Source organism: Pseudomonas oryzihabitans NBRC 102199 (genome assembly GCF_000730625.1).
Taxonomy (GTDB): domain Bacteria; phylum Pseudomonadota; class Gammaproteobacteria; order Pseudomonadales; family Pseudomonadaceae; genus Chryseomonas; species Chryseomonas oryzihabitans.
The window spans coordinates 117,216-142,511 of sequence record NZ_BBIT01000019.1 but is presented as its reverse complement, the minus strand read 5'-3'; the positions used below and the strand labels follow the sequence as shown (position 1 = coordinate 142,511).

Here is a 25,296-nt window from a genome sequence, read left to right as displayed (position 1 = left end):
GAAGCCGGCCCGCGCCTGACGGGCGCAGCGGATTCGACATGGCTTAAACGCCAACGGCGGCCCTGGGGCCGCCGCTGTCCTGCAAGACGCGCCTTAGCGGTCGGGCAGGGTGATGTTGAGTTCGAGGATCGAGCAGCTGCCCTGGTTTTCCAGTTCGACCTGGATCTGGTCCTGCTCGATGGGCACGTACTTGCGGATCACTTCCAGCAGGTCCTTCTGCAGTTGCGGCAGATAGTCCGGCTGCTCGTGGCGCCCGCGTTCGTGGGCCACGATGATCTGCAGCCGCTCCTTGGCTATCGAAGCGCTGTTCTGCTTCTTCCGATCGCGAAAGAAGTCGAAGATGCTCATTCGCCACCACCCCCGAACAGACGTTGCAGGAAGCCTTTCTTCTTCACGTCGAGGAAGCGATAGGCCACTTCCTTGCCGAGCAGTCGCTCCACGGTATCACTGTAGGCCTGACCGGCGTCGCTCTGTTCGTCGAGAATCACCGGAATACCCTGGTTCGACGCCTTGAGCACCGCCTGGGATTCGGGGATCACGCCCAACAGGCGAATGGACAGGATCTCTTCCACGTCCTCGACGCCGAGCATTTCGCCCTTGGTCACGCGCTCGGGGTTGTAGCGGGTCAGCAGCAGGTGTTCCTTGATGGCTTCCTCGCCCTTTTCCGCGCGCCGCGACTTGCTGGCCAGCAGGCCGAGCATGCGGTCGGAGTCGCGGACCGAGGAGACTTCGGGGTTGGTCACCACGATGGCCTCGTCGGCGAAGTACATCGCCAGGTGGGCGCCCTTCTCGATGCCGGCGGGGGAATCGCAGACGATGAAATCGAAGGTCTGCTTGAGTTCATTGATCACACGCTCGACGCCATCCTGGGTCAGGGCGTCCTTGTCACGGGTCTGGCTGGCGGCCAGCACGAACAGGTTCTCGAGACGCTTGTCCTTGATCAGGGCCTGGCTCAGGGTGGCTTCGTTGTTGATCACGTTGACGAAGTCGTACACCACGCGGCGCTCGCAGCCCATGATCAGGTCGAGGTTACGCAGGCCGACGTCGAAGTCGACGATGACGGTCTTGTGGCCGCGCAGGGCGAGACCGGTACCGATGGCGGCGCTGCTGGTGGTCTTGCCGACGCCGCCCTTGCCGGAGGTGACTACGAGTACTTTGGCCAAACTGATTCACCTTGATCGAAAGTAATAACTGAAGCGACTCGGTGCCCTCGGTGACGAGATTGCAGGCAGTGTCGCGCTTCGTGTTGCCGTTGGCGGCTTAGGCGCCAAGTGCGAAAAATTCGCGGAAGTATCCGTTAAAGACGGGTGATGTTCAACACATCTCCCACCAGGCTGACCTGCACCGGATTGCCCCATTGTGGATGGCGTCGCAGGTCTTCGGCGACCTTGTACTGGCCGGCGATGGAAAGCAGTTCCGCGGTCAGCTGCTGGCAGAAAATCCGCGCTTTAGTATCACCTTTGACGCCGGCCAGCGCGCGGCCGCGCATGGGTCCATAGACATGGATGTTGCCGTCGGCGAGCAGTTCGGCGCCCGGGCTGACCGGTGCCAGCACCACCAGATCACCGGCCGGGGCATAGAGCTGCACGCCGCCGCGCACCGGTGCGGTGATGATCTTGGTGGGATTGATCGGCGGGGCGGGCGGTACGACCGGTTTGGGCGGTTCCGCCGGCTTCACCGGTTCGCGATCGCGTGGTTCGACCTGGCGCTCGCGGCCGCCGGAGCTGGGCGGCAGGATCGGCAGGTCGTAGTCGTTGGCGGCGGCCAGGTCCCCGCTGCGACTGGCACGCAGAGCCAGGGTGCGCAGACCGTGGCGGCGGCAGAGATCGAGGAGGGCGCCCAGGTCGAGCGGGCCGGCATCCTCGGCGAGCTTGTCCAGGCCCAGCACCAGCGGCGTTTCCTGGAAGAAGTTGGGGGCCTGGGCGACCTTCTGGGCCAGTTGCCGGTCCAGGCGCCCCAGGTCGTTGCGGAGAAGCTCCAGCACGGTCACGGCGAGCATGTTGCCCTTGAGCTGGAAGACGGAGTCGCTTTCGGAAGGATCGGCTGCGGTCATGGTGGGTACTTGTGCTTGGATGGCGGGACTTATAGCGGGATGCCCCGCGTGTCGCAACCCTCACCGGGTGCGGGGGGCCGTGACTGTGAAGGCTACGGGAAATCTGCGCGAGGCCTGTAGAATGGCGCGACTTTTTCATGCAGGAGTTCCGATGGAGCGGCCGTCTTTCCGCCTCGCCTTTCTCAATCCACGTTATTGGCCGCTCTGGCTGGGGCTCGGTCTGCTCTGGCTGGTGGTGCAACTGCCCTACGCCGTGCTGCTGCGTCTGGCCCGGGGACTCGGCTGGATCTTCTATCACGTCGCCGGGCAGCGCCGAGCCATCGCCCGCCGCAATCTGGAACTCTGCTTTCCCCAGCTCGACGAACAGGCGCGTGACCTGTTGCTCAGGCGCAACTTCGCCAGCAGCGCCATGGCCCTGCTGGAGATGGCCATGAGCTGGTGGTGGCCGCGGCAGCGCCTGGCCCGGCTGGCCCACATCGAAGGCCTCGAGCACCTGCAGGCCGCCCAGCGCGACGGGCAGGGCGTGATCCTCATGGCGCTGCATTTCACCACCCTGGAAATCGGTGCGGCGCTGCTCGGTCAGCGGCACACCATCGATGGCATGTACCGCCAGCACAAGAATCCGGTGTTCGACTTCATCCAGCGCCGTGGTCGCGAGCGCCACAACCTGGACGCCACCGCCATCGAGCGCGAGGACGTGCGCGCCATGCTCAAGGTGCTGCGCGCCGGTCGTGCCATCTGGTACGCGCCGGATCAGGACTACGGCGCCAAGCAGAGCCTCTTCGTGCCGCTGTTCGGCATCCAGGCGGCGACGGTGACGGCCACCACCAAGTTCGCCCGTCTGGGGCGGGCCAGGGTGCTGCCCTTCACCCAGGAACGCCTGGCGGATGGTTCGGGTTATCGCCTGGTGGTCCATCCGCCGCTGGCCGACTTCCCTGGCGACAGCGAGGAAGCCGACTGCCTGCGCATCAACCAGTGGGTGGAGCGTTGCGTCAGCCAGTTGCCCGAGCAGTACCTCTGGGCCCACCGGCGCTTCAAGACCCGCCCGGCCGGTGAGCCCAAGCTCTATCCGAAGAAGAAACGCTAGATGAGTCTGGGCGGCGAAGGGCGCACGGGGCTGATTCTGGCCGGCGGTGGCGCGCGGGCCGCCTATCAGGTCGGGGTGCTGCAGGTGGTCGCGGACACCCTGGCGGTCCGTTCCGACAATCCCTTTCCGATTCTCGTCGGTACCTCGGCGGGGGCGCTGAACGCCGCCGTGCTGGGCTGTGGCGCCCTGGATTTCGGCCGCGCGGTGGATCGCCTGGCGGCGGTCTGGGCAGGGCTGAACACGGCGATGATCTATCGCAGCGACTGGGCGGGGGCGACCCGCCAGGCCGCGCGTTTCGGGCTGCAGACGCTGTTCGGCGCCTGGCGCCAGGAGCCCCTGGCCCTGCTCGACAACGCCCCGCTGCGGGCCCTGCTCAGCCGCGAGCTGGATTTCTCCGGCATCACCGCCGCCTTGCGCCAGCGCGCCCTGCGCGCCGTGGCAGTCACGGCGTTCGGTTACGCCTCGGGCCAGGCGATGACCTTCTATCAGAGTCATGGCGCCCTGGATCCCTGGTTTCGCCATCGGCGCGTCGGGGTTCCGGCGCGGCTGGCGGTCGACCACCTGCTCGCCAGCACGGCCATTCCGCTGTTCTTTCCGCCGGTGAAGGTGGGGCGTGAATACCTGGGCGATGGCTCGGTGCGGCAGACGGCGCCCATCAGTCCGGCGCTGCATCTGGGGGCGGATCGCATCCTGGTCATAGGGCTCGGCGCGCCCGGGGGGCACGAGCACGGCCTGCAGGGTCGGCCGCCGACGGTGGCGCAGATCGGCGGCCACCTGCTCAACAGCACCTTCGTCGATGCCCTGGACAGCGACACCGAAACCCTGCGGCGTCTCAATCTGCTGAGCAGTGCGCTGCCCGCGGGGGATCCGGTCAGCGGACGGTTCTGCCGTCCCGTGGAGATGCTGGTGATCTCGCCCAGCCAGCCGCTGGCGGATATCGCCACCCACCATCGCAAGCGCCTGCCGCCGGCCTTGCGGCAGTTGCTGCGCGGCGTCGGGGTGAACCGGCCTTCGGGCAGTGCACTGCTCAGCTATCTGCTGTTCGAGGCGGCCTATTGCCAGGAACTCATGGCGCTGGGACGGGCCGATGCCCAGGCCCGCCTACCGGAGCTGCGGGCCTTTCTCGCCGGCGCCTAGGCCTTATTCGGCGATCTGCAGTTCCCGCGCCTTGGTGTAGAAGTAGCGGATCTTCTCGTACTCGAAGGGCGAGTTGAGCTGGCCGTATCTCATGTCGGTCACGTACCTGAGGTTGATGCCGCGCAGCACCATGATCTCCGGATGACGACTGCTCTCGTCGCTGACGTTGAGGAAGTTGATCTGCGCCTCGGCGGCGAAGTCCACCGCCAGGCCACCGGTGTCGCGCAGGTTGGACGGGCCGAGGATCGGCAGCATCAGGAAGGGGCCGTCACCCACGCCATAGAAGCCCAGGGTCTGGCCGAAGTCTTCCGGCTGCTTGATCAGCCCGACGCGGGTCGCCGGATCCCACAGGCCGAACACCCCCACGGTGGTGTTGAGCAGCAGCCGGCCGGTGGTGTCCAGGGCGCGGCGGCCCTTGAACTGCAGCAGGCTGTTGAGCAGGTTGTTGACGTCGCCCAGGTTGCTGAAGAAGTTGCTCACGCCCGAGCGGACGAAGCGCGGGGTGATATAGCGATAGCCATTGACCACCGGCAGCAGGACCCACTCGTCCAGCCGATAGTTGAAGTGGTAGACGTGGCGGTTCCAGGATTCGAAGGGGTCGTAGACGTCCAGCGCCACCAGTGACGCCCGTTCGAATTCGCGCTGGTCCAGCCCCGGGTTGTACTTGAGGGTCGACAGCGGATTGCTGAAGCCGTCGGCGCCCACGGGCGCGGCCGGCATGGTGTCCGAGCCGATGGTCAGGGAGGAGGAGGGCGGCGGGCTCGATTCGGCAGCGAATACCGAGGCACTGGCCATCAGGAGAAGAGCGAGCAGGGACTTAACCACGGGCGAAGAACTCCAGCATGGCGTTCGCGTTGACGCGGTAGTTGAGATTGCCGCAATGGCCGCCGTGGGGATAGACGGTCAAGCGATCGCCAAAGGTCTTGCGCAGGAAACCGAGGTCGCCCGGGCCGAGGATGATGTCGTCGGCATTGTGCATGACGCCGATCTTCGGGCTGCTCTTCAGATAGTCCTCCAGCGCGGTGAGGCTGGACTTGCGCGCCAGATCGTCGAGGTTCTGCCCCTTGAAGTTCTTTTGCCAGAACGGCATCACCTGCTCGGTCATGTAGCAGTCGAAATCGCACTGCAGCGAACGGGCGAAGAAGCGCGTCAGGCTGGTGCCCTCGCTGATCGGGTAGGTCGGCGGGGTGATCAGGCCGCGACGGTTGATCAGGTCGGAGGTAAAGGCGATGTCGGCTGCCGAGAAGCGGAAGGACGATCCGATCAGCATGGCCAGTTCTTCGTTGCTCAGCCGCTCCGGCGAGCGCTGGAAGTCGCGCACCACGGCGTCGTTGAAGTCGACGTAGCCCTTTTCCTGGAAGTAGCGGGTCAGCTTGGACAGGATCAGCTCGTAGAAGGTGCGGTTGTTGGTGACGCCCTTCACCTCGGTCTGCACCAGGCGATCCAGGTTGCGTACCGAGGTAAGCAGATTGACCGGCGGATTGACCATCAGCACCTTCTTGAAATTGAAGCTGCGCTGGCTTTCGTCCAAGTAGGAGACGAAGGCGGCGTCCAGGCCGCCTAGGCTGTAGCCGGTCAGGTAGTAGTCGGTGACGGGCAGCTTGGGATGCTGGGCGCGCACCGCCTGCATGGCCCGATAGAGGTCCTCGGCATCGTGCGGGGTGTAGCCCGGGGTGGCGGTGCGCGACACCGACACCATGAAGTCCCAGCTGGTGGGCGAGGACAGCTGCACCACGTGGTAGCCGGCCGCGTAATACAGCCGCTTGAGGTATTCCTGGGTGCTGGAAGAGTAGTTGGCCCCGGTGCCGGCGATCAGGAAGATCAGCGGCGCCGGATGGTCCTGGCGGGCGAGGCGGTAGTGGAATTTCTTCACCGGCCAGAAGTTGCCGGGCAGCTGGTATTCCCGCTCCGGACGCAGGTTGAGACTGTAGTCATCCTGGTCGATGGTGCTTTCGGGCGGCAGCTCGGGGCGGAATTTTTCCGGCGTGGTGACGATGGTGGCTTCGAAAGGATTGACCAGTGGATAGCCATAGGTGGCGGCATCCACTTCGGCGGCCGCGTGCGCGGTACCCCAGAGGCCGGAAAACAGCGCGCCCAGCAGGGCGGCGACGCGCAACGGAAGACGCATGGACAGAGTCCTTTCAGAGGGCTTGAGAGCGTAGGTAAGACAACGACTCGCCGATAGGTTGCATCGGCAAGCGAAGGTTACTGCGAGGCGTCGATTACAGAGCGGTCGACGGGCTGCGTCAAGCGACATCGGATGTCGCGAAAAGTGCAGCTCTTGTCGCTAACCGGTCGTTATGCGTCGTCCAGGCGGTAGTGGCCATCTTGCATTGCCCGAATGATGGGGGTGGGGCAACCGCCCGACTTCCATAGCGAGAGGACTGCTGCATGAGCATGGTGAAGAAACTGTTGGGAATAGGACTCGGTGTTGCGCTGACCTCGGCCATGAGCCTGGCCCAGGCGGCCAAGCCGGAAATCACCATCGGCTATGTCGATGGCTGGGCCGATAGCGTGGCCACGACCCATACCGCAGCTGAAGTGATCCGCCAGAATCTGGGCTATGAGGTCAAGCTCATGCCGGTCGCCGCCGGCATCATGTGGCAGGGGGTCGCGCGCGGCAAGCTCGACGCCATGCTCTCCGCCTGGTTGCCGGTCACTCACGGCGCCTACTACGAGAAGATGAAGGACCAGGTGGTCGATCTGAACGTCAATACCCCCGATGCCAAGATCGGTCTGATCGTGCCGGAGTACGTCAAGGCCAACAGCATCGCCGATCTGCAGGCGCAGAAGGCCGACTTCGGCGGCCGGATCGTCGGTATCGACGCCGGTGCCGGGGTCATGCTCAAGGCCGACCAGGCGATCAAGGACTACGGCCTGGACTACAAGCTGGTGGCCAGTTCGGGCAGCGGCATGATCGCCGAGCTGACCCGGGCGGAAAAGGACCAGAAGCCGGTCGTGGTGACGGGCTGGGTACCGCACTGGATGTTCGCCAAGTGGAAGCTCAAGTTCCTCGAAGATCCCAAGGGCGTGTTCGGTGGCTCCGAGCATGTGGACACCGTGGCCAACCCGGCCCTGGAAGCCAAGGCCAAGCCGGTCTGGGATTTCCTAAAGAAATTCGCCTGGCAGCCGGGTGAGGTGAACGAGGTGATGCTGGCCGTGGAAGAGGGCAAGAAGCCGGAAGAGGCCGCCAAGGCCTGGATCGCTGCCCATCCGGATCGCGTGAAGTCCTGGCTGCCCTGAGGGTTGGCCGAATGAAGAACGGGCCCCGCGGGGCCCGTTTTGCTAGCTGTGCAGCTGCTCGGCCGCGTACAGCGTGTTCTCCAGCAGGCAGGCCCGCGTCATGGGGCCGACGCCACCCGGGACCGGGGTGATCCAGCTGGCGCGTGCGCAGGCGCTTTCGTATTCGACGTCGCCGACCAGGCGGCCATCGGCCTGACGATTGATGCCGACGTCGATGACGATGGCGCCGGGCTTGATCCATTCACCCTTGACCAGTCCGGGCTTGCCCACGGCAACCACCACCAGGTCGGCCTGGCTGACATGGTGCTCGAGGGAGCGGGTGAACCTGTGGGTCACGGTGGTGGTGCAGCCGGCCAGCAGCAATTCCAGCGCCATGGGGCGGCCGACGATATTGGAGGCGCCGACGACCACCGCATCCAGACCATAGAGGTCGACGCCGGTGCTGTGCAGCAGGGTCATGATGCCCTTGGGCGTGCAGGGGCGCAGCTGGGGATTGCGCTGCGCCAGCCGGCCCAAATTGTAGGGGTGGAAGCCGTCCACGTCCTTGTCGGTGCGGATGCGCTCCAGCAACCCGGTGGCGTCCAGGTGGGCGGGGAGGGGCAGTTGCAGCAGGATGCCGTCGACGCCGGTGTCGTCATTCAGACGATCGATCAGGGCTTCCAGCTCGGCCTGGCTGGTAGTGGCCGGCAGGTCATGGGCATAGGAGTCGAAACCGACCTCTTCGCAGTCCTTGCGCTTGTGCGCCACATAGACGCGCGAGGCGGGATCGTCGCCGACCAGGATGACGGCGAGGCCAGGGGCGCGCAGTCCGGCGCTACGACGTTGAGAGACTCGCTGGGCAATATCCTGGCGCAGGCGGGCGGCAATGGACTTGCCGTCGATCAGTTGGGCGGTCATGGGCGATTTCTGGTGGTGACGGAAAAGGGTCGGCTATTTTCGCATGGACGGGCCCGCTCGCAACAGAGAAGCCTCTGCGGCGGCTAACTCATTCTTCTGCTTAAAAATTTTTAAAAAATTAGTTGACGGACCTGCGCGAGCTTTATAACATTCGCCCCGCTTGCCGAGCACAGCCCAAGTCACTGACAAGGGCCAGGCAAGAGGCTTCTCACCAAGGAAGTCTCTGCTAGGGCAGCTGCCGTAACAGGCGCCCGTAGCTCAGCTGGATAGAGCATCCGCCTTCTAAGCGGATGGTCGCAGGTTCGAGTCCTGCCGGGCGCGCCATTGGCGGTTCGGCGACGGCAAGCAGGTAAGATATGGTGGGCGTAGCTCAGTTGGTAGAGCACAGGATTGTGGCTCCTGGTGTCGTGGGTTCGATTCCCATCGTCCACCCCATATTTAGCGAACGCCAGACCTTGTGTCTGGCGTTCGTGTTTCAAGCGTCTCGCGGACGTGGTGGAATTGGTAGACACACCAGATTTAGGTTCTGGCGCCGCAAGGTGTGAGAGTTCGAGTCTCTCCGTCCGCACCAATCAAGATGCACAGCAAAAGACCGGCCCAGTGCCGGTTTTTTTGTGCCCGCGATTTAGCGGGCGGCCAGAGGATCGCAAGCGCCGGCGCCGGACCTCAGTGCAGATGCCGCAGCAGCGGCGCGCAGAGGGCGAAGGCCAGCGAAGTGCCGAACAGCAGGGCCCGGGTCCAGCGTTGCGCGGTGCGCCTGTGGCACACGGGCGGCGGCGAGCCTGCCGTGGCGGACTGATCGATGGCGCTATCGAACAGGGTGATCGAGCGGGTCAATTGGGTTCGCATGATCCGACCTCTTGCCGTATGCACTAATTGTTATTGGCACCTTCAAGATAATGCGCTGGGCGGGTAATGCAAGATGCCTGGAGAGCCCGGACGAGTGGCGGCGGCGCCGCTGGCCGCGCAGCCGGTCAAGGACGGCCGCGCCTCGGGGCGGGTCAGGCGGGTGGTGGCGACCAACGGTCAGTTGAGTGTTGAGGTCAGCAGGAAGAAGGCGCCGCCGAGGGCTCCGCCACTGATCAGGACCAGGCTGATCAAGGCGCCGCCCACGAACTGGGCGATGTCGTCACTGATTTCGTATTCCGCTTTCATGCTGGGCTCCAGAAGGTAGATGCCGCTACAGATAGCAACCGCGCGTTACAGCGCGACGACACCAGTCGCATCAAGGCTAGCTGTTCGCCCAGTTCAGCCAGAGCGTCTGTTCTTCGCTGAGCTGACCCACTTCGCGCAGCGCCTGTTCCAGGTCTTCGCGAACCCGGCGCTTGAGATCGGCGTTGAGATCGACCTGGGCGCTCTCCGCCAGCCGATCGGCGAGCGAGAGATCCGCACTGAGCTGGCGCAGGCGGGGCCCGATGAAATCCTTCTGCTGCATGAGCCGCTCCTATCTCCTGATGCTTCGGAGTGTGGCATGGGGGAGCTTCGACTGAACACAGGTGGGAAAAATATTGTCTGACTTGATTGGTCAAAAGTCGGACTTTCGGCAGCTCATGTCGTTTTCAGGTCCGAGATGTCAGCTTTATAGAGGGAAGAACAGATCATGAGCGGGAATTCGACGCGCAAGTTGCTGGTGCTGACCGCAGGTTTCGGCCTGCTGGTGATCGCCGCGGTGGCCACTACCCATCGCAGCGACTCGACCGGCAGCGAGCCGGCCGTGGTGGCCACCACCACGCCGCCGGTAGCGGCCCATGCACCCACCACGGGTACCCATCCCGTCGCCGACGAACACAAGCAGGATCTCGCGAGCTTCCTGGCCCAGGCGGCCCTGACGCCGTGCGGGTCCACCCTGCCAGCGACCATCACCGACCCTGCCTGTCGCGCCGCCATCGAAACCCATGCGCGGCGCGCCGGCTATGGCGACGACGAGGTGGCGGCCTATCTGAATGCCCACCAGGGCCGATGATCCCCTGGTTTAGCGTTTTCGGTTATAAGCAAAGACTCTTTTCATATAGGTCGGCATAACCTGAGTGGTTATCCTGTGCGGCCGCAAGATGAGCCGACAACGGCAATTGGGGCTGTAATGGAAGTAGGGTCGATGGGCTTCGTGGTCGCGGGGCTGGTGGTTGGCTTCATCGTCGGCATGACAGGGGTGGGCGGTGGCTCGCTGATGACGCCCATCCTGCTCTGGTTCGGGATCAATCCGGCCGCAGCGGTGGGGACCGATCTGCTCTATGCCGCCATCACCAAGGCGGGCGGCGTCTTCGTCCACCAGCGCAATAGCAACATCGACTGGAAGGTGACCGGTTGGCTGGCCGCCGGCAGCGTGCCCGCGGCGGCCCTGACGCTGCTGGCCCTGGCCCTGCTACCCGGTGATCAGCAGGCGACCAATACACTGATCAAGCATGCCCTGGGCATCGTGTTGCTGCTGACGGCCCTGGCCATCCTGTTCAAAAAGCAGATCTTCGTCTTTGCCAGCCGCCATGCCGGCGACAGATTCCACCTGAGCGCCGGGCGGCTCAATGCCCTGACGGTCCTGACCGGCGCGGTACTGGGCTTCATGGTGACCCTGACCTCCATCGGCGCGGGTGCCCTGGGTACGGTGGCGCTCTTTCTGCTCTATCCGCTGATGGCGACGCGGCGTCTGGTCGGCACCGAGATCGCCCATGCGGTCCCCCTGACACTGGTGGCAGGGCTGGGACACGCCGGCCTGGGCAATCTGGACTGGAATGTCTTGGGCTTTCTGTTGCTGGGTTCGCTGCCGGGCATCTTCCTGGGCAGTCATCTCTCCGGACGGGTACCGGACGCTGTCCTGCGGCCCTGCCTGGCGGTCATGCTGCTGGTCATAGGCACCAAGCTGGTGGTCTGAACCTAGATGGAAAACTTAAGGTCGTTCATCGGACGACTACTGGCGATCCGCTAGTGCAAAACATCTCTAGGATAGGCGGTATTAAAACTGTTATCGCGATTGCCGATAACCTGATCGCCGAGTCCTTTCCTGGAGCTGTCCCATGTCCTCCGCCACTGCCGAATTCGCCGCTGTTGACGATGCCTCTGCCTATCACGTGCTGCGCCAGGCGCTGGACCGCTCCCTGGCGGTGATCGAATTCGATCTGCAGGGCAATGTGCTGCACGCCAACGACAACTTCCTGGAGACCTTCGGCTATCGTCTCGAGGAGATCAGTGGGCGGCATCACCGGCTGTTCTGCCCGCCCGGGGTAGCGGAAAGCGACGACTATCAGGACTTCTGGGCAACGCTGGGGCGCGGCGAATTCCATAGCGGCGTCTATCGCCGCAGGCACAAGGACGGCAGCCTGAAGTGGATCCGCGCCACCTACAATCCGTTGCTGGATGCGCAAGGGCGCCCGCAGCGCATCATCAAGTTCGCCACCGACATTACCGAGGCGCGCCTGCAGGCGGTCGAGTACGAGGGCAAGATCGAGGCCATCCATCGTTCCCAGGCGGTGATCGAATTCGATCTGCAGGGCAACGTGCTCTGGGCCAACGACAATTTCCTTGGCATGACCGGCTATGCGCTGGACGAGCTGCGCGGGCGTCATCACAGCCTGATGTGCCCGGCCGACTATGCGCGTTCGGCGGAATACGCCCTGCTGTGGAATCGCCTGGGGCAGGGCGTTTTCGATACCGGCGTCTACAAGCGCATCCGCCGCGATGGCCGGCCGATCTGGATCCAGGCCACCTACAACCCCATCCTCGACAGCGACGGTCGGCCCTACAAGGTGGTGAAGTTCGCCACCGATGTCACCGATGCGCAACTGCAGGCCGCGGAGTTCGAAGGCAAGATGGCCGCCATCGATCGTGCCCAGGCGGTGATCGAATTCGATCTGCACGGCAATATCCTGACCGCCAACGAGAATTTCCTGTCGGCCATGGGTTACAGCCTGGACGAGGTGCGCGGCAAGCATCACCGGATCTTCTGTGAACCCGAGCTTGCCCGCTCACCGGGCTATCGGCTGTTCTGGGAGAAGCTCGGCCGCGGCGACTTCGATACCGGGCTGTACAAGAGACGCGCCAGCGACGGCCGCCAGGTGTGGATCCAGGCCACCTACAACCCCATCCTCGATGCCGAGGGCAAGCCCTACAAGGTGGTCAAGTTCGCCAGCGACGTCACCGAGAGTCAGCTGCGCAACAGCGACTACGAAGGCAAGGTGGCGGCCATCGACCGCTCCCAGGCCATCGCCGAATTCTCCCTCGACGGCACGGTAATCACCGCCAACCGCAACTTCCTGCTGGCCCTGGGTTACCAGGCCGATGAAGTGGTGGGCAAGCATCACCGCATCTTCTGTCCCGACGACTATGCCCGTTCCGCGGAGTACCGGCTGTTCTGGGATAAATTGGCGCGGGGCGAATTCGACGCCGGGGTGTACAAGAGACGCAACAGCCGGGGCGAGGAGATCTGGATCCAGGCCACCTACAACCCGATCTTCGACGCCGACGGCAAGCCGTGCAAGGTGGTGAAGTTCGCCGTGGACATCACCGAGAGCCAGATTCGCAACAGCGACTATGCGGGCAAGGTGGCGGCCGTCGACCGCGGCCAGGCGGTGATCGAATTCGACCTGACCGGCAAGATCCTCGAAGCCAACCGCAACTTCCTGGCGACCCTGGGTTATCGCCTGGAAGAGATCCGCGGCCAGCATCACCGCATCTTCTGCGAGGCGGAGCACGTCGCCTCCGGCGAATACCGCGAGTTCTGGGCGCGGCTGGCCCAGGGCGAGGTGTTTGGCGGACGCTTCATGCGGCTGAGCAAGTTCGGCCAGCGCATCTGGATCCAGGCCACCTACAACCCCATCTTCGACGCCGACGGTCAGGTGCACAAGGTTGTGAAGTTCGCCACCGATATCACCCGCCAGGTGGAGCTGGAGCAGCACCTGCGGCAGAAGATCGAGCAGATGAATCTCTCGCTGCATGCCCTGACCCGCTCCATCAACCAGATCGCCGAGACCACCGACGACGCCAACCGCATGGCCCGACGCACCCTGGAGGAAGCCGAACGCGGCTCCCTGACCCTGGGCCGCTCGCTGGACGCCATGGAGGCCATAGGCACCACGGCCGGGGGCATCCAGGACATCGTCCAGGTGATCAGCGACATCGCCAACCAGACCAACATGCTGGCCTTCAACGCCGCCATCGAGGCGGCCCGTGCCGGCGAGCACGGACTGGGCTTCTCGGTGGTGGCCGACGAGGTGCGCAAGCTGGCCGAGAAGTCGTCCCAGGCGACCAAGGAGATCAACAAGCTGATCCTGGAGTCGGTCAAGAGCATCGCCCAGGGCAGCGAGATCTCGCGCAGCGTGGGCGAGGCCTTTGGCCTGATCGCCGAAGGGGTGGGCAAGACCCAGCAGTCCATCGAGGCCATCAACGGCTCCACCGCGGCCCAGCTCGAGGATGCGGCGCGGGTCAATCAACTGATCCAGGAGCTGGACGCGGCCACCACGCTCACGCCGGTGACCGGGGGAGCGCGATCGTGACCGCGACCCAGGGCGTCGTGCGAATCGGCGAACTGGAAGTCGCCCTGTCCGCCCAGGCCCTGGAACGCGTGGTGCCCTGGCCGGAGCGCCTGGCCCCTCATCCAAGTCCGGTGCCCTGGCTGCTCGGCCTCTTCGAGCTGGGCGGCCAGCCGCTGCCGCTGGTGGACGGTCATCGCCTGCTGGGGCTGCCGGCGGGCGAGGGCGAGCGGCGGATCGCCGTGATCCGCCAGGGCGGTGGACGCTTCGGCCTGGCCATCGATGGCGTGGTGGATCTCCTCGGTCTGGCGGATGACGTCATCGTACGGTTGCAAGGGGCGCCTGGACGCCTGCTGGGGCAGGTGTACCTGCGCCCGGACAGCGGTCGGCTGGTGCATTTGCTGGACCTGGACGCCCTGGCCGCCTTGCCGGGCTTCGAGGTCAGTGCCGACGTGCCGTCGACGCGGCAGCAGGTGGCCCGCGGCAAGGAAGGGGAGCGCCTCTATCTGCTGTTCGAGTGCGACGGGCGCCGCCTGTGCCTGGACGCGGCGGTGGTGCAGGAGCTGGTGGATCGACCGCAACTGACCCCCAGCGAATTCGCCAGCGACAGCTGTCGCTATCAGGTGCAGCTGCGGGGCCAGGCCCTGCCGGTGCTGGAGCTGTCCGAGCTGCTCGGCCTGGCCACGCCGGCGAACGGTCACCATGAGCAGCTGCTGGTGCTGGCGGCGGGCGACCAGGGTCAGTATCGGGTCGCCTTCGGCTTCCAGCGGCTGCTCGGCATGTGGCGCCGGGATCCGGCGCAATGCGCGCCACTGCTGGGCTTTGGCCTGGAGCAGCCGGCGCTGTTGCGTGGGGTATTCAGCGCCGCGGACGGCGAGGCGGCGATCGTGATCGATCATCTGGCCCCGGGGTGCCAGGAGGCGGCGGTCGCCTATGCGCGGATCTATCGCACCGATCGCGACCTGTTGCGCGAAGAGCGCCGCCAGGTGCGACGTCAGCCGTGCCTGACCTTTCTCGCCGAACTGCTGTTCGCCGTACCGCTGGAGCAGGTGGCCGAGGTCCTGCCGCTGCCGGCGCACTTCCTGCGCCTCGGTCAGCGGGATCCGCGGCTGCTGGGGGTGATGGAGGTCCGCGGCCAGCAGATCACCCTGGTGTGCCTGCGCACCCTCGCCGGCGCGGTGGCGGTCGCTCCCGACCCCGACGATCAGGTGATCGTGGTGGAGGGGCAGCGCCAGCGCCTGGGCTTCGTGGTGCAGCGGGTGGAAGCCATCGAGGCCTTTACCGAATTGCGCGCCGATGCCCTGACGCGCAGCTGGCAACTGCCCGGGGAGGGCGGCGCGGTGCCGGCGCAGCGGGCGCAGAGCTGGGTAGGGGTAGGGGCTCCGGGCAACAGTCGCCAGGCGACCCTGATCGACCTCGGCGCCCTGGCGCGGCGCCTGGAAGGCCAGCCACGCCAGACCCTGCCGGAGCCCTTGGTCGCGGCGATCTGACCTACCGCCTGTCGCTTCGCTGAGCGGTCGGGTAACGGATCGCCGGCACTCTGGTCCGGCCCCGCCGGACGTCATCATCGAAGCGGCAGCGGCAGGCTAGAGCCGCTCGGGTTTTCCCTCCAATGTCAGGCCGGGCGCGCGATCGGCGCTGTTGTTGCCGGCTCGGGAGCCAGGCGTTCATCAGCACCCGGTCAAGAAATCCCGCGGCGCGTCGAACCAGAGAAAGACACAACTTTCCTGGGTGATCCCATGTTCAACGCCGCACTCAAACGTCGCATCGCCGATCTCGAAGCCGAACTGTCCGAGCACCGCCAGGTGAGCGCGGCCTTCCATCAGGATTCGCTGCATCTGCTGCTGGACGCCCAGGGCCGGATCGAGGATTTCAACGAGAACTTCGCGCTCTGCCTAGGCTACGCCCCCGGCAGTCTGACCGGGCGCAATCTGGACGACATCATTCCGGACTACGTGAAGAAGCTGGTCTGCTACGGCGACCTGAAACGCAGCTTCAGCGAAGGCCGCCAGGCCAGTGGCATCTATCGGCTGCTGCGCGGAACGGGCGGCGTCGCCTGGCTCTATGCGATCTGGACGCCAGTGCGCGATAGCCAGGGCCAGGTCAAGCAGATCCGCTGCTATGCCTATGACCGTACCGAGCAGGTGGAGACCTCCACGGAACACTCGGGCATCATCAATGCGCTGCTGAGATCCACCGCGGTGATCGAATTCAACCTGTCCGGCGAGGTGCTGACCGCCAACGAGCGCTTCCTGCAGGGCATGGGCTATTCGCTGGCGCAGATCGTCGGCAAGCACCACCGGATGTTCTGCACCCGTGAAGAGGCCGAATCGGCCGACTATCGCGCCTTCTGGGAGCGCCTCAATCGCGGCGACTACGTGGCCAGCCGCTTCAAGCGCATCGACAGCCATGGCCGTACCGTCTGGCTGGAAGCCTCCTACAACCCGGTACTCAACACCCGTGGCGAGCTGTACAAGGTCATCAAGTTCGCCACCGTCATCACCGATCAGGTGGAACAGGAACTGGCGGTGGCCGAGGCCGCGCGGGTCGCCTTCGACATCTCCCAGACCACCGACGAAAGCGCCCGCCAGGGCGCGGCGGTGGTGCAGGACACCGTCGCGGTGATGACCCGCATCGCCGACGAGATCCAGGTCGCCGCCAATGGCATCGAGGACCTCGGCAAGCAGTCGCTGGTGATCAGCGCCATCGTCAAGACCATCAGCGGCATCGCCGAGCAGACCAATCTGCTGGCGCTCAACGCCGCCATCGAAGCCGCCCGGGCCGGCGAGCAGGGGCGCGGCTTCGCGGTGGTGGCGGACGAGGTCCGGCAACTGGCCGGGCGCACCAGCAAGGCCACCGAAGAAATCGTCGGCGTGGTGCAGCAGAACCAGCAACTGGCGCAGACGGCGGTCAGCAACATGGCCGCCAGTCGCCAGCAGGCGGAGCAGGGGCTGCACCTAGCCAGCAACGCCGGGGTGCGCATCACCGAGATCCAGGAGGGCGCCCGCCAGGTGGTGGGCGCGGTCAGCCAGTTCGCCCGCCGGCTGAGTTAAGCCTGAGCGTCCCAGCCGGGGGCGCTGTACCACGCATAACCGGCCGCATCCAGCTCCAGCCAGCGGCCCTGGTGGATGACCATCCGGGTCGCCACCTCCGGGCTGGCCAGGCCGAGGGCCACCAGCAGGCTGCGGATCAGGGCGCCGTGGGCCACCAGCAGGGTGGGACCCTGGAGTTCTTCCAGCAGGGGGCGCACCCGTTCGGCGGCATCGGCATAGCTTTCGCCACCGGGCACCCTAAAGGTATAGGGCTCGGCCATGCGCTGGGCGTGCTGCTCGGGATAGCGCTGGGCGATGGTCGGCATGTCCAGGCCTTCCCAGTCGCCAAAGGCCTTTTCCGCCAGACGCGCATCGCGGCCCAGGCTGAGTGGCGCACCGGGCAGCTGCGCCAGGATCAGATCGAGGGTTTCGCTGGCGCGTTGCAGCGGACTGCTCAGGCAGGTGAAGCGAGAGACGTCGAGGCGTTCGCGCAGGGCCAGGCCCACGGCCTCGGCCTGGGCCCGGCCACGGGCGTTGAGCGGTATGTCCTGGCGACCCTGCAGGCGGCCGCTGGCATTCCAGTCGGTTTCGCCGTGACGGATCACCAGCAAGGGAGCGGGGAAGGGCAAGGGCATCAGTCCAGGGCCGTGGGCAGGGTGAGAAGGAAACGCAGGCGGCCGTCTTCCAGTCGCGCGATCAGGCTGCCGCCATGGCCGCGGGCGACCTCCTGGGCGAGGTAGAGGCTCAGCTCCAGGCGGGCGGGCTGTTCAGGCGTGGCCTGGCTCAGCGCCGGCTGGAACACCTGGCTCAGGCTGCCAGGATCCACCACGGCGGTGCGGCTTTCCACGGCCAGGCTGTAGCAGCGTTCCTGGATCAGGCCGCGTAATAGCAGGGTACCGCCGGGGGGATTGCGGCAAGCGACCCACTCCAGCAGCGCGCCCACGGCCTGTAGCAGGCGCGGCAGATCGAGGCGCAGCGCGGCGGGTAACTCCGGCAGCTCGCTGCCTAGGGTCTGGTCGGGAAAACGGGCCTGCAGCGTGGCGAGCAGGTTGGTCAGACGCTCGTTGACGCCCTCCACCAAGGTCAGTTTCAGCGGCAGGCCGTGGCCGAGACGCACACGGACGAAATCGGCGGCCGCAGCGCTGCGTTCAGCCAGGCGCCGGGCCTCGGCCTGCCAGGGCTCGGCCTCTGCGGCGCTCGTGGGCAGGTCCTGCGCGGCCAGCGCCTGCAGCGGACGCTGCAGGTCTTCTTCCAGCAGCACCAGCAGTTGCTCGCGCAGCGGTGTGAGATCGTGGTCGCCACGCGCACCGGGGCTCGCCTCGCGACGCTGTTCTTCTCGGGCGAGCAATTCCCCCAGCAGACGGGCGAAGCCGTCCAGGGTGTCGATCACCGGGCGCTGCTCCAGCCGCGGTGCGGGCTGGGGATCGAAGGCGCACAGCGTGCCGAAGAAGGTGCCATTGGGCCGGAACACCGGGACCGACAGATAGCTCTTCCAGCCATAGAGGCCGGGCGCCGGATGGTCGCAGTAAGTAGGGTTCTGGGTCACGTCGCTGATGATCACGGCGTCGTGGGAGGAGCGCACGTGATTGCACAGGGTGGATTCGAGATCCAGTTCGGCGCCGGGTTGCAGACCGAAGGCGATGCGATCCTCCACCGCGCAGGCGATCCAGCGCTGCTCGGTGACCTCGGCCACGGTGGCGACCCCGAGGCCGCTGATGTCGCAGACCACGCGCAGGAGCGCCGCGACGGAATCCAGGGACGCCAGCAGCTCGATGCTTTCGACGGTACTGGAGGGTTGGCTGGGCATGGCGCGGTAGTTCTCTTACGGACAGGCCCTGAACGCTAGGCCAAGAGACGGCGGAGAGCAACCGCCAGACCGCCGAGCCAACCGGGTAACCGGCCGATCGGCCGGGCTCGGCTAGCCGATCAGATCGGTGGCGTAGGCCAGTACTGTGAGGCAGAGCAGCAGCAAAAGCAGGTTGGCCGGGGTAATGCTTTTCATCGGGGAGATCCTCTCACGCAAGGGCTGTTCCTTGTCCAGGTACGCCTGGGACTGTCATGCCGGTGCTGGGGATCTCGGGGGGTGGAGCGGGTAGGTTCATCTCTGCGTCTCGATACTGCTGGCAAAGGACAGGACTCGGAACGCCACTGTCGCCGTTCGTTCAGCCGCCGGCAGAGGAGGTGCGACATCTGGTCGAAGCGGCAGTGCGAGCGGTTCGCAGTTGCCAAGCGGCGGGCGAGTGGGTAGCGTGGCGCCCCATGCGAACCTTCCTTTGCCCCATCAGCGCCTATTACTACTACCTGACCAATATCGGGTGGTAGGTACTGCGCTGCATGACCGAACCGCCCAGGGCGGCTCGGTCAAGGCAACTTCTCCCGGTCTCCCAGGCACCGTCCAGCCACAGGAGACCCCATGGACAGCACTACGCAAGACCTGCTCGCCACCCTCGAAGCCCGCGGCTTCGTCCATCAGACCACTGACCGTGACGGCCTCGCCCGCGCCTTTGCCAGCGGCCCGGTGACCGGCTATCTCGGCTTCGACGCCACCGCCGACAGTCTCCACGTCGGCCATCTGCAGGGCCTGATGCTGATGCGCTGGCTGCAGCGCGCCGGCCATCCCATCCTGCTGCTGATCGGCGGCGCCACCACCCGCATCGGCGATCCCAGCTTTCGCGACAGCAGCCGTCCGGTGCTCACCGACGGCCAGATCGCCCTGAACATGGCCGGTATCGCCAAGGCCTTCCACCGCTACCTGGAGGTCGGCGATGGCCACGGTCGCGCCCAGGTGGTGGACAACGCCGAATGGCTCGACGGCCTCGGCTATCTGAATTTCCTCGGCGCCGTGGGTCGGCACTTTTCCATCAATCGACTGCTGACCTTCGATGCCATTAGGAATCGCCTTGATCGCGAGCACTCGCTGTCCTTCGAGGAATTCGGCTACACCCTGCTGCAGGCCTACGACTTCGTCGAGTTGTCGCGGCGCTATGGCTGCACCCTGCAACTGGGCGGCGCGGACCAGTGGGCCAACATCATCAATGGCGTGGAGCTGTCACGCCGGCAGGGTGGCCCTCAGCTCCATGGCCTGACCATGCCGTTGCTGGCCACCCGTGACGGCCGCAAGATGGGCAAGTCGGCCCAGGGCGCGGTCTGGCTCAACGAGGAGCGGCTGTCGGCCTTCGACTTCTGGCAATTCTGGCGCAACTGCGACGATGCCGACGTCGAGCGTTTCCTGGCGCTGTTTACCGAGCTGCCGCTGGACGAGGTACGGCGGCTGGCGGCCTTGGGCGGCGCGGAGATCAATCTGGCCAAGACCGTGCTGGCCAACGAGGCGACCCGCCTGGCCCACGGCGAGCAGGCCCAGCGTGCGGCCGAGGCGGCGGCCGCCGAGGTCTTCGCCGACCGGGACGGCGGTGGTCGCTTGCCGACGCTCGCTCTGAGTCGCCGGCAGCTCGATGGGGGTGTCAGCCTGGTCGAGCTGCTGGTGCAGACCGGTGTGCAGCCGTCGCGCAGTGCGGTCCGCCGGCTGGCGGAAGGCGGGGGTTTGCGCCTGGACGAGCAGCCGGTACCCGATCCCGATGTGCGGCTCACGGCGGGCGACGTCGGTCGACGGGTAAGTCTGGGCAAGAAGCGGCATCTGCGCATCACAGCGGTGGACTGAGGAGAAGGCGATGAAGGTCTGGGTGATAGGCGCCTCGCGGGGCATAGGACTGGGGCTGGTCGAGCGCTACCTGGGTCGTGGCGACCAGGTGCTGGCGCTGGTACGAACACCGAATGCGGCGCTGGACGCCCTGGCGGCGACCACCGCAGGGCGGCTGCGGGTGGTGACCGGCGATCTCTGCGATCCCGAGCTGGGCACGCGACTGCTGAGCGAAAGCCGCGATGAGCCGCTGGATCGGCTGATCGTCAATGCCGGCATCATGGGGCCGACAGAGGAGGAGGGGCAGCGGGCGACCGCCGCAGAGCTGGGCGAGCTGTTCCTGACCAATGCCGTGGCGCCGCTGCGGCTGCTGGAGGCCCTGGCGCCGCGGATGGCTGCGGCGGGAGTGGCGGCCTGCCTGAGTTCGCAGATGGGCAGCGTCAGCCTGGCACGGGCCGCCGACATGCCGCTCTATGGCGCCAGCAAGGCGGCGCTCAACAGCCTGTTGCAGAGCTGGGTAGCCGGGCAGCAACCCGCCTTCGCCGTGCTGGCGCTGCACCCGGGTTGGGTGCGTACCGCCTTGGGCGGGGCCGGCGCGCCGGTCGAGGTGGCCGCTAGCGTTGCCGGTCTGGTAGCGACGATCGAGGCGCGGGCCGGCCAGCGCGGCTGTGCCTTTCTCGACTACCAGGGCCAGGCCCTGCCCTGGTGAGCAGGGGGCCGGATCGCTCAGTGCGGCTGAGCGATCCGGCCCTTGTCCGACCTCTGTCGAGGATCGAAGATAAGTCCATCATCCTGGAGAGCCCGCCCATGCGCATCGACGAGCACACCTTTCTGGTAACCGGCGCCGGATCCGGCCTTGGCGCCGCCACCGCCGCGGCGCTGATCGCGGCAGGCGCCCGGGTGGCGCTGCTGGATCTGCAGGCCGAGGCCGTGCAGGCCCAGGCCGAACGACTCGGCGACCGGGCCCTGGCGCTCGCCGTGGACGTGACCGATGCCGAGGCCCTGAGCGCTGCCATGGATACCCTCCTGGCCCGCTGGGGCGGTCTGCAGGGGGCGATCAACTGCGCCGGCATCGTTGGCGGCGCACGCATCCTCGGGCGCAACGGCCCCCACGATCTCGCCGCCTTCGCGCGCATCATCAACGTCAACCTGGTGGGCAGCTTCAATGTGCTGCGCCTGGCCGCCGCGGCCATGGCCCAGGGCGAGGCCGATGCCGGCGGCGAACGCGGCGTGATCATCAACACCGCCTCCATCGCCGCCTTCGACGGCCAGATCGGCCAGGCCGCCTATGCCGCCTCCAAGGGGGGCGTTGCCGCGCTCACCCTGCCGGCGGCGCGCGAATTGGCCGGGCAGGGCATCCGGGTCATGACCATAGCGCCGGGCGTCTTCGAGACGCCCATGATGGCCGGCATGACCCCCGAGGTGCGCGAGGCCCTGGCCGCCAACGTGCCCTTTCCCCCGCGCCTCGGTCGCGGCGAGGAATTCGCCGCCCTGGTCCGCCACATCATCGAGAATCCCATGCTCAACGGCGAGGTGATCCGTCTCGACGGTGCGCTGCGCATGGCCCCGCGCTAGGCCCTGTACGAAAAGTCGCCGAGCGATGGTCAGGCGAGGCGAAAAGCGCTGAGGAAGCGGAGTTTACGAGTGGTAAATGAGCATTCCGAAGCGCTTTTCAACGAAGCATCACCGAGTGTAGGCACTTTTCGTAAGGGCCTAGGAGAGTTGTCATGAACGATCCCATTGTTATCGTCGCCGCCGCTCGCACCCCCATGGGCGCCCTGGGCGGCGAACTGGCGGCGCTGTCGGCGCCACAGCTGGGCAGCGCCGTGATTCGCGCCGTGCTGGAGCGGAGCGGTTGGTCGCCGGAGCGGGTCGACGAGGTGCTCATGGGCTGCGTGCTGCCCGCCGGCCTCGGCCAGGCACCGGCCCGCCAGGCGGCCCTTGGCGCCGGCCTGGACCAGAGCACGCGCTGTACCACCCTGAACAAGATGTGCGGTTCGGGCATGCAGGTGGCCATCCTCGGCCATGACCTGCTGCGCGCCGGCAGTGCCGAGGTGGTGGTGGCGGGCGGCATGGAAAGCATGAGTCGCGCGCCCTATCTGCTGGAAAAGGCCCGTAGCGGCTACCGCCTCGGCCACGGCGCCCTGATCGACAGCATGTTTCTCGACGGCCTGGAAGACGCCTACGAGCCCGGGCGCCTGATGGGCACCTTCGCCGAGGACTGCGCGGCGCGTCTGGGTATCGGCCGCGAGCGCCAGGATGCCTATGCCCAGCAGTCCCTCGCCCGGGCGCGCCAGGCGCAGGCCAGTGGCGCCTTCGTCGCCGAGATCGTCGCGGTGGAGGTGGCGGGGCGCAAGGAAACCCTGAGCATCGACACCGATGAACAACCGCGCCGTGCCGATCCGGCACGCATTCCCACCCTAAAGCCGGCTTTTCGCGAAGGCGGTACCGTCACCGCGGCCAACGCCAGCTCCATCTCGGATGGCGCCGCGGCATTGCTGCTAATGCGCGCCAGCACGGCGGTGCGCGAAGGCCTGACGCCGCTGGCGACGATCCGTGGCCATGCCGCCCATGCCGGCGCGCCGGGCGACTTTCCCACCGCGCCCATCGGCGCCATCCGCACCCTGCTCGCGCGCATCGACTGGCAGCTGAACGACGTCGACCTGTTCGAGATCAACGAAGCCTTCGCCGTGGTGGCACTGGCCGCCCAGGATGCCCTGGGGCTGGACCCGGAGCGCCTGAACGTGCACGGTGGCGCCTGTGCCCTGGGCCATCCCATCGGCGCCTCCGGCGCGCGGATCCTGGTGACCCTGATCCAGGCGCTGCGCCAGCGCGGTCTGCGCCGGGGCGTGGCCGCCATCTGCATCGGCGGTGGCGAGGCCACGGCCATGGCGCTGGAACTCAACGACTAGACAAGGACAAGACCATGAGCGAACCCTCTGCCGAATCGACCCTGCTGCTGGAGATCGAGGCGCGCGTTGCCCTCATCACCCTCAACCGCCCCAAGGCGCTCAACGCCCTCAATGCCCAGCTGCTGCACGAGCTGGATGCCATGCTGGCGCGTCTGGACGCCGATCCCGAGGTCGGTTGCGTGGTGCTCACCGGCTCGGCCAAGGCCTTCGCCGCCGGCGCCGATATCAAGGAAATGGCGGGGCAGGGCTATCCGCAGATCTACCTGGACGACTATTTCCGTGTCGCCGACCGCATCGCCGAGCGGCGCAAGCCGCTGATCGCCGCCGTGGCCGGCTACGCCCTGGGCGGTGGCTGCGAACTGGCGCTGCTGTGCGACTTCATCTATGCCGCCGACACCGCGCGCTTCGGCCTGCCGGAGATCACCCTGGGTGTCATTCCTGGCATCGGCGGCACCCAGCGCCTGACCCGCGCCCTGGGCAAGGCCAAGGCCATGGAGCTGTGCCTGACCGGACGCCAGCTGCCCGCCGCCGAAGCCGAGCGCGCCGGCCTGGTCGCCCAGGTGTTTCCCGCCGACGAATTGCTGGAGCGCACCCTGGAAGCCGCCCGTGGCATCGCCAGTCGCTCGCTGCCGGCGACCCTGCTGCTCAAGGAGAGCGTCAATCGCGCCTTCGAGACCAGCCTGGCCGAGGGTATCCGCTTCGAGCGCCGGGTCTTCCATTCGCTGTTCGCCAGCGCCGACCAGAAGGAAGGCATGGCCGCCTTCGTCGAGAAGCGGCCGGCGAAGTTCGAGCATCGTTGAGCGCTCCCGGCGCCTCTCGGAGGCGCTAGACTGGCCGTTTCCGCCCAGCGTCGTAGAGCCTTCGGATGCGTATCGACCCCTTGCCACCCCTGACCAATCTGATTGCCTTCGAGGCAACGGTCAGGCTTGGCAGCTTTACCCGTGCCGCGCTCGAACTCAATCTCACGCAAAGCGCCATCAGCCGTCAGGTGGCGCAGCTGGAGGCCTTTCTCGGTCGCGCGCTGTTTCGGCGGGAACACAAGCGGCTGCACCTGACCGTCTCCGGGCAGCGCTATGCCGAGCGGGTCCAGCAACTCTTGGCGGGCCTGGCGGAAACCACCGCCGAGGTTATGGATCTCAGTGGCGAGCAGCAACTGGTCCTGGCCTGCTCCTCGGGCGTCGCCGCCCTGTGGCTGGGGCCGCTGATCGGCCATTTTGCCAGTGCCTTTCCCGGCATCGACGTGCGCCTGCGGGTGCTGGACAACCTCGATACCTTGCTCAAGCCCGAATTCGATCTGGCGCTCTATTTCCTGCGGGAACCGCCGCCGCCGGGATTGGCCGGTCGCCAGTTGTTTCCCGAATGGGTAGGCGCCTATTGCGCCCCGGACTACCTGGGCGGGCAGCAGCTGTCTCCCCCGGAGCTGCTCGACCGGCGCCTGCTGATGATCGAGGACGGGCAGCGACGCTGGCTGTCCTGGACGGAGTGGTTCGCGCGGCTAGGCTATCCAGCCCCGCGGATCCGCCAGCGGCTCACCGTGAGTCAGTACCCCATCCTGGTCGATCTGGCGATTGCCGGTCACGGTATCGTCCTGGGCTGGCGCCCCATGATCGATGCCCACCTGCGCTCGGGCGCGCTGGTCGAAGCCTGTAGCGAATGCGTGCAGGGGCAGGGGGGTTACTACCTGCTGTGGCCGGGCGATCGCCAGCCGGGCCTGGCGACGCGCCGTTTCGAAGCCTGGCTTAACGACGCCCTGAGCGCGTCACCTTGACCCCTCTTGCATGCGCCTGGCGCATGCAAACCCCTGCAATCAGCGTTTTCCTGCGTCCCGGGTAGCCCCTT

General features: G+C 66.3%; 25 protein-coding genes, 3 tRNA genes and 2 pseudogenes. 19 read left to right on the top strand and 11 right to left on the bottom strand.

Features of this window, described 5'->3' with window-relative positions; all coding sequences use genetic code 11:
- Window positions 1–93: 93 nt before the first annotated feature.
- The 3 genes from minE to minC form a co-directional block, all read right to left on the bottom strand.
- Complete coding sequence (gene minE, locus POR01S_RS19435) at window positions 94–348, bottom strand: cell division topological specificity factor MinE (protein ID WP_007162175.1); 255 nt, start codon at window positions 346–348, stop codon at window positions 94–96.
- The gene (minD, locus tag POR01S_RS19430) at window positions 345–1,163 is read right to left on the bottom strand and encodes a septum site-determining protein MinD (protein ID WP_007162176.1); all 819 of its coding nucleotides are present in this window, start codon (window positions 1,161–1,163) and stop codon (window positions 345–347) included. Before minD ends, minE begins: the two co-directional genes overlap by 4 nt.
- Before the next feature lie 134 nt (window positions 1,164–1,297).
- Entirely contained in the window at window positions 1,298–2,053 is a 756-nt protein-coding gene (gene minC / locus POR01S_RS19425) for a septum site-determining protein MinC (RefSeq protein WP_027597674.1), read from the bottom strand.
- Between the two features lie 151 nt (window positions 2,054–2,204).
- Between minC and POR01S_RS19420 the strand changes: the two genes are divergently transcribed.
- Window positions 2,205–3,140 carry a lipid A biosynthesis lauroyl acyltransferase gene (locus POR01S_RS19420; RefSeq protein ID WP_042137784.1) on the top strand — a complete coding sequence of 312 codons (936 nt, stop codon included), beginning with the start codon at window positions 2,205–2,207 and terminating at the stop codon, window positions 3,138–3,140.
- Complete coding sequence (locus POR01S_RS19415; RefSeq protein ID WP_042137782.1) at window positions 3,141–4,277, top strand: patatin-like phospholipase family protein; 1,137 nt, start codon at window positions 3,141–3,143, stop codon at window positions 4,275–4,277. It abuts the gene before it with no gap.
- A gap of 3 nt (window positions 4,278–4,280) precedes the next feature.
- Here the strand turns inward: POR01S_RS19415 and POR01S_RS19410 are convergent, their stop codons facing one another.
- Complete coding sequence (locus POR01S_RS19410; protein ID WP_223855461.1) at window positions 4,281–4,997, bottom strand: MlaA family lipoprotein; 717 nt, start codon at window positions 4,995–4,997, stop codon at window positions 4,281–4,283.
- A gap of 97 nt (window positions 4,998–5,094) precedes the next feature.
- On the bottom strand, window positions 5,095–6,405 hold the full coding sequence (locus POR01S_RS19405; RefSeq protein ID WP_027597678.1) for an alpha/beta fold hydrolase family protein: 1,311 nt from the start codon (window positions 6,403–6,405) through the stop codon (window positions 5,095–5,097).
- 269 nt (window positions 6,406–6,674) lie between these two features.
- Between POR01S_RS19405 and POR01S_RS19400 the strand changes: the two genes are divergently transcribed.
- Window positions 6,675–7,520 (top strand): glycine betaine ABC transporter substrate-binding protein, encoded by an 846-nt coding sequence (locus tag POR01S_RS19400; RefSeq protein WP_371099721.1) that lies wholly within the window; start codon window positions 6,675–6,677, stop codon window positions 7,518–7,520.
- Between the two features lie 42 nt (window positions 7,521–7,562).
- Here POR01S_RS19400 and folD read toward each other — a convergent pair whose 3' ends face one another.
- On the bottom strand, window positions 7,563–8,417 hold the full coding sequence (gene folD, locus POR01S_RS19395) for a bifunctional methylenetetrahydrofolate dehydrogenase/methenyltetrahydrofolate cyclohydrolase FolD (protein WP_042137780.1): 855 nt from the start codon (window positions 8,415–8,417) through the stop codon (window positions 7,563–7,565).
- A gap of 247 nt (window positions 8,418–8,664) precedes the next feature.
- Between folD and POR01S_RS19390 the strand changes: the two genes are divergently transcribed.
- The 3 genes from POR01S_RS19390 (at window position 8,665) to POR01S_RS19380 (ending at window position 8,988) form a co-directional block, all read left to right on the top strand.
- A tRNA-Arg gene (locus POR01S_RS19390) sits at window positions 8,665–8,741 on the top strand.
- A 35-nt stretch (window positions 8,742–8,776) separates the two neighbouring features.
- Window positions 8,777–8,852, top strand: a tRNA-His gene (locus tag POR01S_RS19385).
- Window positions 8,853–8,903: 51 nt separating this feature from the next.
- A tRNA-Leu gene (locus POR01S_RS19380) sits at window positions 8,904–8,988 on the top strand.
- Window positions 8,989–9,083: 95 nt separating this feature from the next.
- On the opposite strand, the gene POR01S_RS19375 is transcribed toward POR01S_RS19380, so the two are convergent.
- The 3 genes from POR01S_RS19375 to POR01S_RS19370 all read right to left on the bottom strand — a co-directional run bounded on the left by POR01S_RS19375 (window position 9,084) and on the right by POR01S_RS19370 (window position 9,852).
- Complete coding sequence (locus tag POR01S_RS19375; protein WP_007162184.1) at window positions 9,084–9,266, bottom strand: hypothetical protein; 183 nt, start codon at window positions 9,264–9,266, stop codon at window positions 9,084–9,086.
- A gap of 177 nt (window positions 9,267–9,443) precedes the next feature.
- Entirely contained in the window at window positions 9,444–9,572 is a 129-nt protein-coding gene (locus POR01S_RS24050) for a hypothetical protein (RefSeq protein ID WP_007162185.1), read from the bottom strand.
- A gap of 76 nt (window positions 9,573–9,648) precedes the next feature.
- Window positions 9,649–9,852, bottom strand: coding sequence for a hypothetical protein (locus POR01S_RS19370; protein WP_007162186.1), 204 nt, complete (start codon window positions 9,850–9,852; stop codon window positions 9,649–9,651).
- Window positions 9,853–10,017: 165 nt separating this feature from the next.
- Here POR01S_RS19370 and POR01S_RS19365 point away from each other — a divergent pair, with 165 nt between their 5' ends.
- From POR01S_RS19365 to POR01S_RS24400, 7 genes and pseudogenes are all read left to right on the top strand, one after another.
- Window positions 10,018–10,380 (top strand): hypothetical protein, encoded by a 363-nt coding sequence (locus POR01S_RS19365; RefSeq protein WP_007162187.1) that lies wholly within the window; start codon window positions 10,018–10,020, stop codon window positions 10,378–10,380.
- Window positions 10,381–10,497: 117 nt separating this feature from the next.
- Entirely contained in the window at window positions 10,498–11,283 is a 786-nt protein-coding gene (locus POR01S_RS19360) for a sulfite exporter TauE/SafE family protein (protein ID WP_042137778.1), read from the top strand.
- A gap of 142 nt (window positions 11,284–11,425) precedes the next feature.
- Window positions 11,426–13,294: pseudogene (locus tag POR01S_RS19355) on the top strand (PAS domain S-box protein); the annotation flags it as partial.
- 30 nt (window positions 13,295–13,324) lie between these two features.
- Window positions 13,325–13,900 carry a methyl-accepting chemotaxis protein gene (locus POR01S_RS24410; RefSeq protein WP_371099720.1) on the top strand — a complete coding sequence of 192 codons (576 nt, stop codon included), beginning with the start codon at window positions 13,325–13,327 and terminating at the stop codon, window positions 13,898–13,900.
- On the top strand, window positions 13,897–15,366 hold the full coding sequence (locus POR01S_RS19350) for a chemotaxis protein CheW (RefSeq protein WP_042137777.1): 1,470 nt from the start codon (window positions 13,897–13,899) through the stop codon (window positions 15,364–15,366). Before POR01S_RS24410 ends, POR01S_RS19350 begins: the two co-directional genes overlap by 4 nt.
- Before the next feature lie 249 nt (window positions 15,367–15,615).
- Window positions 15,616–16,386 (top strand): annotated as a pseudogene (locus POR01S_RS24405) (PAS domain-containing protein); the annotation flags it as partial.
- Window positions 16,387–16,929, top strand: coding sequence for a methyl-accepting chemotaxis protein (locus POR01S_RS24400; RefSeq protein ID WP_371099719.1), 543 nt, complete (start codon window positions 16,387–16,389; stop codon window positions 16,927–16,929).
- On the opposite strand, the gene POR01S_RS19340 is transcribed toward POR01S_RS24400, so the two are convergent.
- Together POR01S_RS19340 and POR01S_RS19335 are read right to left on the bottom strand one after the other, a co-directional pair.
- Window positions 16,926–17,537: a histidine phosphatase family protein gene (locus POR01S_RS19340; protein ID WP_169742433.1), complete on the bottom strand. Its 612-nt coding sequence runs from the start codon at window positions 17,535–17,537 to the stop codon at window positions 16,926–16,928. The two genes, POR01S_RS24400 and POR01S_RS19340, sit on opposite strands and share 4 nt — an antisense overlap.
- Window positions 17,538–17,542: 5 nt before the next feature.
- The gene (locus POR01S_RS19335; RefSeq protein ID WP_042137773.1) at window positions 17,543–18,715 is read right to left on the bottom strand and encodes a GAF domain-containing protein; all 1,173 of its coding nucleotides are present in this window, start codon (window positions 18,713–18,715) and stop codon (window positions 17,543–17,545) included.
- Between the two features lie 606 nt (window positions 18,716–19,321).
- On the opposite strand from POR01S_RS19335, the gene tyrS reads away from it, so the two are divergent.
- The 6 genes from tyrS (at window position 19,322) to POR01S_RS19305 (ending at window position 25,225) form a co-directional block, all read left to right on the top strand.
- Entirely contained in the window at window positions 19,322–20,566 is a 1,245-nt protein-coding gene (gene tyrS, locus POR01S_RS19330; protein ID WP_042137772.1) for a tyrosine--tRNA ligase, read from the top strand.
- Window positions 20,567–20,576: 10 nt separating this feature from the next.
- On the top strand, window positions 20,577–21,254 hold the full coding sequence (locus tag POR01S_RS19325) for an SDR family oxidoreductase (RefSeq protein WP_027597686.1): 678 nt from the start codon (window positions 20,577–20,579) through the stop codon (window positions 21,252–21,254).
- Between the two features lie 98 nt (window positions 21,255–21,352).
- Entirely contained in the window at window positions 21,353–22,120 is a 768-nt protein-coding gene (locus tag POR01S_RS19320) for an SDR family NAD(P)-dependent oxidoreductase (protein ID WP_027597687.1), read from the top strand.
- Window positions 22,121–22,272: 152 nt separating this feature from the next.
- The gene (locus POR01S_RS19315) at window positions 22,273–23,457 is read left to right on the top strand and encodes an acetyl-CoA C-acyltransferase (protein ID WP_042137769.1); all 1,185 of its coding nucleotides are present in this window, start codon (window positions 22,273–22,275) and stop codon (window positions 23,455–23,457) included.
- A gap of 14 nt (window positions 23,458–23,471) precedes the next feature.
- On the top strand, window positions 23,472–24,257 hold the full coding sequence (locus POR01S_RS19310; RefSeq protein ID WP_007162199.1) for an enoyl-CoA hydratase: 786 nt from the start codon (window positions 23,472–23,474) through the stop codon (window positions 24,255–24,257).
- 65 nt (window positions 24,258–24,322) lie between these two features.
- Window positions 24,323–25,225, top strand: coding sequence for a LysR substrate-binding domain-containing protein (locus POR01S_RS19305; protein ID WP_027597689.1), 903 nt, complete (start codon window positions 24,323–24,325; stop codon window positions 25,223–25,225).
- Window positions 25,226–25,296: the final 71 nt, after the last annotated feature.

Excerpts from the sequence above, each read along its gene's own strand:
- POR01S_RS19335 (WP_042137773.1), bottom strand. The coding sequence starts at position 18,715 with ATGCCCAGCCAACCCTCCAGTACCGTCGAAAGCATCGAGCTGCTGGCG.
- POR01S_RS19310 (WP_007162199.1), top strand. The coding sequence starts at position 23,472 with ATGAGCGAACCCTCTGCCGAATCGACCCTGCTGCTGGAGATCGAGGCG.
- minC (WP_027597674.1), bottom strand. The coding sequence starts at position 2,053 with ATGACCGCAGCCGATCCTTCCGAAAGCGACTCCGTCTTCCAGCTCAAG.
- POR01S_RS19325 (WP_027597686.1), top strand. The coding sequence starts at position 20,577 with ATGAAGGTCTGGGTGATAGGCGCCTCGCGGGGCATAGGACTGGGGCTG.
- tyrS (WP_042137772.1), top strand. The coding sequence starts at position 19,322 with ATGGACAGCACTACGCAAGACCTGCTCGCCACCCTCGAAGCCCGCGGC.
- POR01S_RS19305 (WP_027597689.1), top strand. The coding sequence starts at position 24,323 with ATGCGTATCGACCCCTTGCCACCCCTGACCAATCTGATTGCCTTCGAG.
- POR01S_RS24410 (WP_371099720.1), top strand. The coding sequence starts at position 13,325 with ATGAATCTCTCGCTGCATGCCCTGACCCGCTCCATCAACCAGATCGCC.
- folD (WP_042137780.1), bottom strand. The coding sequence starts at position 8,417 with ATGACCGCCCAACTGATCGACGGCAAGTCCATTGCCGCCCGCCTGCGC.
- POR01S_RS19320 (WP_027597687.1), top strand. The coding sequence starts at position 21,353 with ATGCGCATCGACGAGCACACCTTTCTGGTAACCGGCGCCGGATCCGGC.
- POR01S_RS19315 (WP_042137769.1), top strand. The coding sequence starts at position 22,273 with ATGAACGATCCCATTGTTATCGTCGCCGCCGCTCGCACCCCCATGGGC.
- POR01S_RS19410 (WP_223855461.1), bottom strand. The coding sequence starts at position 4,997 with ATGCCGGCCGCGCCCGTGGGCGCCGACGGCTTCAGCAATCCGCTGTCG.
- POR01S_RS19365 (WP_007162187.1), top strand. The coding sequence starts at position 10,018 with ATGAGCGGGAATTCGACGCGCAAGTTGCTGGTGCTGACCGCAGGTTTC.
- POR01S_RS19415 (WP_042137782.1), top strand. The coding sequence starts at position 3,141 with ATGAGTCTGGGCGGCGAAGGGCGCACGGGGCTGATTCTGGCCGGCGGT.
- POR01S_RS19360 (WP_042137778.1), top strand. The coding sequence starts at position 10,498 with ATGGAAGTAGGGTCGATGGGCTTCGTGGTCGCGGGGCTGGTGGTTGGC.
- POR01S_RS19400 (WP_371099721.1), top strand. The coding sequence starts at position 6,675 with ATGGTGAAGAAACTGTTGGGAATAGGACTCGGTGTTGCGCTGACCTCG.
- POR01S_RS19420 (WP_042137784.1), top strand. The coding sequence starts at position 2,205 with ATGGAGCGGCCGTCTTTCCGCCTCGCCTTTCTCAATCCACGTTATTGG.
- minE (WP_007162175.1), bottom strand. The coding sequence starts at position 348 with ATGAGCATCTTCGACTTCTTTCGCGATCGGAAGAAGCAGAACAGCGCT.
- POR01S_RS19370 (WP_007162186.1), bottom strand. The coding sequence starts at position 9,852 with ATGCAGCAGAAGGATTTCATCGGGCCCCGCCTGCGCCAGCTCAGTGCG.
- POR01S_RS19375 (WP_007162184.1), bottom strand. The coding sequence starts at position 9,266 with ATGCGAACCCAATTGACCCGCTCGATCACCCTGTTCGATAGCGCCATC.
- POR01S_RS19405 (WP_027597678.1), bottom strand. The coding sequence starts at position 6,405 with ATGCGTCTTCCGTTGCGCGTCGCCGCCCTGCTGGGCGCGCTGTTTTCC.
- POR01S_RS24050 (WP_007162185.1), bottom strand. The coding sequence starts at position 9,572 with ATGAAAGCGGAATACGAAATCAGTGACGACATCGCCCAGTTCGTGGGC.